Source organism: Sphingobium sp. FW306-1B-F04DB (assembly GCF_058781925.1).
In genome coordinates, this window is the sequence record NZ_JBYSXE010000086.1 from 1 (window position 1) to 7119 (window position 7119).

Consider the following 7119-nt stretch of genomic DNA (forward strand, 5'->3'; position numbering starts at 1 on the left):
CCCCGGCCTGCGCTCGATTTATCTCTCCGCAGTGCGATTGCCTCGTATGACAATCGTCGCACCTCGAAATCCGCGTTCTTACACGTCCTCGGTCGATTGCAGACGGTCCGCCGAGCAATCCGCTTTCCGCTCGTTGCAGACATGACGCCATGGTCCTGTGCGCGTCGGATCACCGGTCGCACTGGCTCCAGTCACCGTCCTCGCACGCGGCGACCCTGCGTCGCCATGCGGCCATTGCGGCGTCATGGCGCGCCCGGGCCTCCGCATTGGAGGCATTGTGGGCGTTGATCCGGGCGCGGTCGCGTGCTGCGGTGGATCTGGCCTGAGCGGCATTGAGTTCGGCGACCTTCTTTCGATCCGCGATTTTCGCGTCGCGCAGCGGATCGTTGAGCGCGGGATCGGGCGTGCGGCTCACGATATCGCCAGCGCACGCGGGTTCCGCGGATGGCGCCAACGATGCTGCGAGCGCAAGCGCCACCAACGCAAATCTGGACATCGGTGAACCTCTTGATGCTGTGCCTCAGCATGCGGCAGAGCCCGCGATCGTCGCAAGTGGCAGAGCGAGGGCCACGGAGATGAACTGCACCGTCTGCGAGCCGGGTGGTGCGCCTGCCAGCAAATCCGCGTCAGGCGGGTTGGCGAATCTGCTCGATCGCGGCGCGCGCGACCGCGTCGAGCCCATCGCCGTCATAGGCGAGGATCATTGCCTTCATCCGGGGGTCCCAATATCTGAGGATGTGATCGGCGGTGGCGTGCGCGGCTTCATCCGGACCCTGCGTGGCCAGATTGCGGGCGATCTGGTTGGCCATGTAGATCAGGCGTTCCAGGCTGTTCACTTCGCTGCCTCCGCGATGCGGCGCGAGCGTGTCGACAGCGCCTCATAATCCTCCTGCCAGTCGGTGGGGCCGTTGGAGGGGGTCACCTGCACCGCGGTCACCTTGTATTCGGGGCAGTTGGTGGCCCAGTCCGAATAGTCGGTGGTGACGACATTGGCTTGCGTCGCGGGGTGGTGGAAGGTGGTGTAGACGACGCCCGGCGCGACGCGATCGGTGATGAGCGCACGCAAGGTCGTCTCGCCCGAACGGCTGGCGAGGCGTACCCAGTCGCCATCGCGCACGCCGCGATCCTCGGCGTCCTGCGGGTGGATCTCGAGCCGGTCCTCGGGGTGCCAGGCGGTGTTGGCGGTGCGCCGCGTCTGCGCGCCGACATTGTAATGGCTGAGAATGCGTCCCGTGGTGAGCAGCAGTGGGAAGCGCGGGCCGGTCTTCTCGTCGGTGGGCACATAGTCGGTGACGACGAACTTGCCCTTGCCGCGGACGAAGCCTTCGATGTGCATGACGGGAGTACCCTCGGGCGCCTTGTCGTTGGCAGGCCACTGGATCGAACCGAGCTCGTCGAGCTTCGCGAAGCTGACCCCCGCAAAGGTCGGGGTCAGGCGCGCGATTTCGTCCATGACCTCGCCGGGGTGGCTGTAGTTCCAGGCAAGGCCGAGCGCGCGGGCGAGCTCCTGCGTCACCTCCCAGTCGGCGAGGCCGTTCAGCGGCTCCATCACCTTGCGGACGGGCTGGATGCGGCGCTCGGCATTGGTGAAGGTGCCGTCTTTTTCGAGGAAAGTCGAGCCCGGCAGGAAGATATGCGCGTAGTTGGCGGTCTCGTTGAGGAAGAGATCGTGGACGATCACGCATTCCATTGCGCTAAGGCCGGCGGCGACATGGCTGGTATTGGGATCGGACTGGAGGATGTCCTCGCCCTGGATGTAGATCGCCTTGAACACGCCATCGACAGCGGCGTCGAGCATGTTGGGGATGCGCAGGCCTGGCTCGGAATCGAGGCTGACGCCCCAGTCCTGTTCGAAGAGCGTGCGCGTTTTGGCATCGGAGATGTGGCGATAGCCCGACAGCTCATGCGGAAAGCTCCCCATGTCGCACGCGCCCTGGACATTGTTCTGGCCCCTGAGCGGGTTCACCCCCACGCCCGGCCGGCCGATATTTCCGGTCGCCATGGCGAGGTTGGCGATCGCCATGACGGTCGACGAGCCCTGCGAATGCTCGGTGACGCCGAGGCCGTAATAGATCGCGGCATTGCCCCCTGTGGCATAGAGCCGCGCGGCGGCGCGCAGATCGGCCGGGTCGACATTGGTGACGGGGGCGAGGAATTCGGGGCTGTGCTGGGGCTGCGACACGAATTCGGCCCAATCCTGATATTCGTCCCAGTCGCAGCGCTCGCGGATGAAGGCCTCGTCGGCAAAGCCTTCGGTGACGATGACATGCGCCATCGCGGTCAGCACCGCGACATTGGTGCCGGGTTTGAGCGGCAGATGATGCGCGGCCTCGATATGCGGGGTGCGCACCATGTCGATCCGGCGCGGATCGACGACAATGAGCTTCGCGCCCTGACGCAGGCGCTTCTTCATGCGGCTGGCGAAGACGGGGTGGCCATCCGTCGGGTTGGCGCCGATCACCATCATCACGTCGCACTGCTCGACGCTGTCGAAATCCTGCGTCCCCGCCGAGGTGCCGAAGGTAGTCTTGAGGCCGTAACCCGTGGGCGAGTGGCACACGCGCGCGCAGGTATCGACATTGTTGTTGCCGAAGCCGGCGCGGACGAGCTTCTGGACGAGGAACGTCTCCTCGTTGGTGCAGCGCGATGAAGTGATCCCGCCGATCGAAAGCCGGCCATATTTCGCCTGGATACGTTTCAGTTCGGAGGCGGCGTGCGCGAACGCCTCGTCCCACGAGACCTCGCGCCAGGGCTGGTCGATGCTTTCGCGGATCATCGGGTTCAGGATGCGCTCCTGATGCGTCGCATAGCCCCAGGCGAAGCGGCCCTTGACGCAGCTGTGCCCGCGATTGGCCTTGCCCTCCTTCCACGGCACCATGCGGACGAGCTGATCGCCCTTCATCTCGGCGCGGAAGGTGCAGCCAACCCCGCAATAGGCGCAGGTCGTGACCACCGAGCGATCGGGCGCACCGATCTCCGAGACCGCCTTTTCCTGAAGCGCGCCGGTGGGGCAGGCCTGCACACAGGCGCCGCACGAGACGCATTCGGAGGAGAGGAAGTCGTCGTCGGCGGTGCCCGCCGAGACCTTGGATTTGAAGCCGCGCCCTTCGATGGTGAGCGCAAAGGTGCCCTGCACCTCGTCGCAGGCGCGGACGCAGCGCGAGCAGACGATGCACGCCGCGGGATCGAAATCGAAATAGGGGTTGGAACAGTCGAGCGGGACATCGAGGTGATCGGCGCCGGGGGCGTAGCGCACCGCGTCGACGCCTGCGGCCGCGGCCTGTTCGCGGACCTCGCATTCGCCCGTCGCGCAATGCGGGCAATTGGCGGGGTGGTCCGAAAGATAGAGCTCCATCACGCCCTTGCGCAGCTGCTGCAGCCGTGGCGTCCGCGTATGGACGATCATGCCCTCGGCGACGGGGGTGGTGCACGAGGCGGGGGTGCCGCGCGCGCCTTCGATCTCGACAAGGCACAGGCGGCACGAGCCGAAGCTTTCGAGGCTGTCGGTGGCGCAGAGCTTGGGGATGTCGGTGCCGTTCTCGGCCGCGGCGCGCATAACCGTCGTGCCTGCGGGCACGGTGACGCTGCGGCCATCGATGCTGAGCGTGACGGTTTCGGCGGCGTTCGAGGCGGGCGTGCCGAAATCGGCCTGTCGCGAATAGGTCATGCGGCCAATCCTTGCTGCGCCAAATATAGCGCCAAATCCTCGGGTGTGTTGAGATTATGGAAGCCGGTGTCGCACGGAACGCTCCGTGCGCCGCTGCGCGCGATCCAGCCACGCATCGAACGGTCGGGCTGGCTGGCGAGGTGATCGTCGAGCACGTCGGCGAGCGATGCGGGCCAGAGGCCGAAGATGGGCTGGCCTTCCACCACAACAGCGTCATCCCAGCGAAAGCTGGGATCTCCATCCGGAAGAGGCGCCTCTTTCGTCAGGAGATGCCAGCCTTCGCTGGCATGACGGAGGAGGGAAAGGAGATCGGTGGGTACCGGCAGCGTGTCGCAGCCTGCGGTCAGCACGGCATCAAAGCCATTGTCCGCCGCGTGGCGGAGTGCTGCGCAGATGCCGCCGAGCGGTCCTTGATCGGGAGCGGGGCGGTCGACCACCGACGTGAGCCCGGGCCATTCGCGGCCGCAGACAATGAGCGCATCGGTCTGCGAGGTGAGGGCTTCGGCGACATGATCGAGCAACGACCTGCTGCCGATCTTCGCAAGCGCCTTGTCGCTGCCGAAGCGGCGCGATTGACCGCCAGCGATGATAGCGCCGAGGATCACGCCGCCGGCTCCTCGATTCCGAAATCCTCGGGGAAATGGTGCAGCGCGCTCAGCACCGGATAGGGGGTGAAGCCGCCCAGCGCGCAGAGCGAGCCCGATTTCATCGTCTCGCAGAGATCCTCGACCAGCGCGATATTGGCGGCGACATCCTCGCCCGCGATGATGCGGTCGATCGTCTCGGCGCCGCGCGTGGAGCCGAGGCGGCAGGGGGTGCATTTGCCGCAGCTCTCGATCGCGCAGAACTCCATGGCGAACCTCGCCTGCGCCGCCATGTCGACGGTCTCGTCGAACACAACGATGCCGCCATGGCCGATCAGGCCGTCGGCGGCGGCGAAGGCCTCGTAATCGAAAGGCGTGTCGAAGAGCGCGGGCGGGAAATAGGCGCCCAATGGCCCGCCGACTTGCACCGCGCGGACGGGGCGGCCGCTCGCAGTGCCACCGCCGATGTCATTTACCAGTTCGCCCAATGTGACGCCAAAGGCGGTCTCGAACAGCCCGCCATGCTTGATATTGCCCGCGAGCTGGATCGGCATCGTCCCGCGCGATCGCCCCATGCCGTAATCGGCATAGGCCTGGGGCCCTTCGGCAAGGACGAAGGGGACCGCCGCGAGGGTGAGCACGTTGTTGATGACGGTGGGGCAGCCGAACAGACCCTTGTGTGCGGGCAGCGGCGGCTTGGCGCGGACCTCGCCACGCTTGCCCTCGATCGAGTTGAGCAGCGAGGTTTCCTCACCGCAGACATAGGCGCCGGCACCGACGCGGACCTCGACGTCGAAAGGGGCCACTATTGCGCGCGAGCGCTCGATCGCCGTCTCCATCTTCGCGATCGCGTGCGGATATTCGGAGCGGATGTAGATGAAGCCCTTCTGCGCGCCGGTCGCGAGGCCCGCGATTGCCATGCCTTCGATCAGGCAATAGGGATCGCCCTCCATCAGCATCCGGTCCGCGAAGGTGCCGCTATCACCCTCATCGGCGTTGCAGACGATATATTTGCGCGCGCCCGCTGCTTCGAGGACGGTCTTCCACTTGATGCCCGCCGGGAAGCCCGCACCGCCGCGCCCGCGCAGGCCTGAGGCGGTGACCGCCTCCACGATCTGCATCGGCGTCATCGCCTGCGCGGCGTGCAGCCCCTTCCAGCCGCCGGTGGCTTCATAGTCCTCAAGGCTGAGCGGCCGTGTTTTGCCGGCGCGCGCGAAGGTCAGGCGGGTTTGACGCGCGATATAGGGGTGACCGGCGATATCACCGATCCTCAATCTCGCAATGTCATCCCCGCGAAAGCGGGGATCCAGTTGGGTATCTGAGCTAGCCCTGCCATCGTCTGGATTCCCGCTTTCGCGGGAATGACATTGGATGATTGCCGGAACATCCTCGCGTGCGACCGGCCCGTAACCGACGCCGTCTATCTCGATCAGCGGTTCGAGCCAGTGCATGCCCCAGCCGGAGACGCGGACGATCTCAGCGTCCGGGGCGGCGGTGGCGAAGGCTTCGGCGACGCGATCGCCGCCGCAGGCCAGGGCAAGCGCGTCGTCGGAAATGCAGATTCGCATCACAGCGCCTCGATCAGCGCGCCGAGCCTGTGCTCGTCGAGCCGGGCGTGCAGCTCGGTGCCCACCATCGCGTTGGGGCCGACCGAGCAGAGGCCCAGGCAATAGACGGGCTCGATCGCGATCCTGTCTCCTGCCTTTGCCTCGGCCCAGGCAGCCAGCGGTTCGGACCCGCGCGACTGGCAGGCCTCGGCGCGGCAGAGCTTGAGCACGGGGCGCGGTTCGGGCGCGCTTCTGAAATCATGGTAGAAGCTGACGACCCCATAGACCTCGGCCCGGCTGAGATTGAGCGCCTGCGCGATGTGTCGGATGGCTGCCTCTTCGACGCAACCAAAGGCATCCTGCACATCATGAAGGATCGGGAGCAGCGGGCCTTCGCGTGTCCCGTGACGGGCAATGATACGGTCGAGTTCTTGCTGGTTCAACCAAGCCGCTCCGCGTGCCAGCGCACATGGTCATCCATGAAGCTGGAGATGAAGAAGTAGCTGTGATCATAGCCCGGCTGCATGCGGAGCGTGAGCGGAATTCCGGCCTTTTCGCATGCCGCGCCGAGCAGTTCGGGTTTCAGTTGCTCGACGAGGAAATTGTCGGCATCGCCCTGATCGACGAGGAGGTCGGGCAGGCGCGCGCCGTCCTCGATCAACGCGGTTGTGTCATACCGGCGCCAGTCGGCGCGGTTGGCGCCGATATAGCCGGTCAGCGCCTTTTCGCCCCAGGGGCAGTTCAGGGGCGAGCTGATCGGCGCGAAGGCGGAGACGCTTTTGAAGCGATCGGGATTCTTAAGCGCGATGGTGAGTGCGCCGTGGCCGCCCATCGAATGGCCGGTGATGCCCTGCCGGTTCATGTCCGCGGGGAAATTGGCGGCGACGATGTTGGGCAGTTCTGTGGTGATGTAGGAATACATGCGGAAATTGGCGGCCCAGGGGTCTTCGGTGGCGTTGACATAGAAGCCGGCGCCCTTGCCGAAATCATAGCCCTCGTCATCGGGCACGGTATCGCCGCGCGGGCTCGTATCGGGGCAGACGAAGATCACGCCGAGCTCGGCGCAGATGCGGCGGTACTCGCCCTTTTCCATGACATTGGCATGGGTGCAGGTGAGCCCCGAGAGATACCAGAGTACGGGCAGCTTCGTACCTTCGGCATGCGCGGGGACATAGACCGCGAAGACCATGTCGGTGCCCGTCTCGGCGGAGGCGTGGCGGTACACGCCCTGCACGCCGCCGAAGGCCTTGTTGGTCGAGAGGGTTTCGAGGGTCATGTTCGGGCCTTTTTGCCCTCCCCCTTGATGGGGGAGGGTTGGGTG

The 7119-nt window shown here is 65.7% G+C and carries 7 protein-coding genes; all 7 read right to left on the bottom strand.

The window, feature by feature from the left end:
• Positions 1-169: 169 nt before the first annotated feature.
• The gene (locus AC3WJD_RS21320; protein ID WP_492748768.1) at positions 170-496 is read right to left on the bottom strand and encodes a hypothetical protein; all 327 of its coding nucleotides are present in this window, start codon (positions 494-496) and stop codon (positions 170-172) included.
• A gap of 130 nt (positions 497-626) precedes the next feature.
• Positions 627-836, bottom strand: coding sequence for a formate dehydrogenase subunit delta (locus AC3WJD_RS21325; RefSeq protein WP_492748769.1), 210 nt, complete (start codon positions 834-836; stop codon positions 627-629).
• Entirely contained in the window at positions 833-3667 is a 2835-nt protein-coding gene (gene fdhF, locus AC3WJD_RS21330) for a formate dehydrogenase subunit alpha (RefSeq protein ID WP_492748770.1), read from the bottom strand. The genes AC3WJD_RS21325 and fdhF overlap by 4 nt, the downstream gene beginning before the upstream one ends.
• The gene (locus tag AC3WJD_RS21335) at positions 3664-4272 is read right to left on the bottom strand and encodes a molybdenum cofactor guanylyltransferase (protein ID WP_492748771.1); all 609 of its coding nucleotides are present in this window, start codon (positions 4270-4272) and stop codon (positions 3664-3666) included. Before AC3WJD_RS21335 ends, fdhF begins: the two co-directional genes overlap by 4 nt.
• Positions 4269-5819: an NADH-ubiquinone oxidoreductase-F iron-sulfur binding region domain-containing protein gene (locus AC3WJD_RS21340; RefSeq protein ID WP_492748772.1), complete on the bottom strand. Its 1551-nt coding sequence runs from the start codon at positions 5817-5819 to the stop codon at positions 4269-4271. The genes AC3WJD_RS21335 and AC3WJD_RS21340 overlap by 4 nt, the downstream gene beginning before the upstream one ends.
• Positions 5819-6241 (bottom strand): NAD(P)H-dependent oxidoreductase subunit E, encoded by a 423-nt coding sequence (locus AC3WJD_RS21345; RefSeq protein ID WP_492748773.1) that lies wholly within the window; start codon positions 6239-6241, stop codon positions 5819-5821. Before AC3WJD_RS21345 ends, AC3WJD_RS21340 begins: the two co-directional genes overlap by 1 nt.
• Positions 6238-7074: an S-formylglutathione hydrolase gene (gene fghA, locus AC3WJD_RS21350; protein ID WP_492748774.1), complete on the bottom strand. Its 837-nt coding sequence runs from the start codon at positions 7072-7074 to the stop codon at positions 6238-6240. The genes AC3WJD_RS21345 and fghA overlap by 4 nt, the downstream gene beginning before the upstream one ends.
• Positions 7075-7119: the final 45 nt, after the last annotated feature.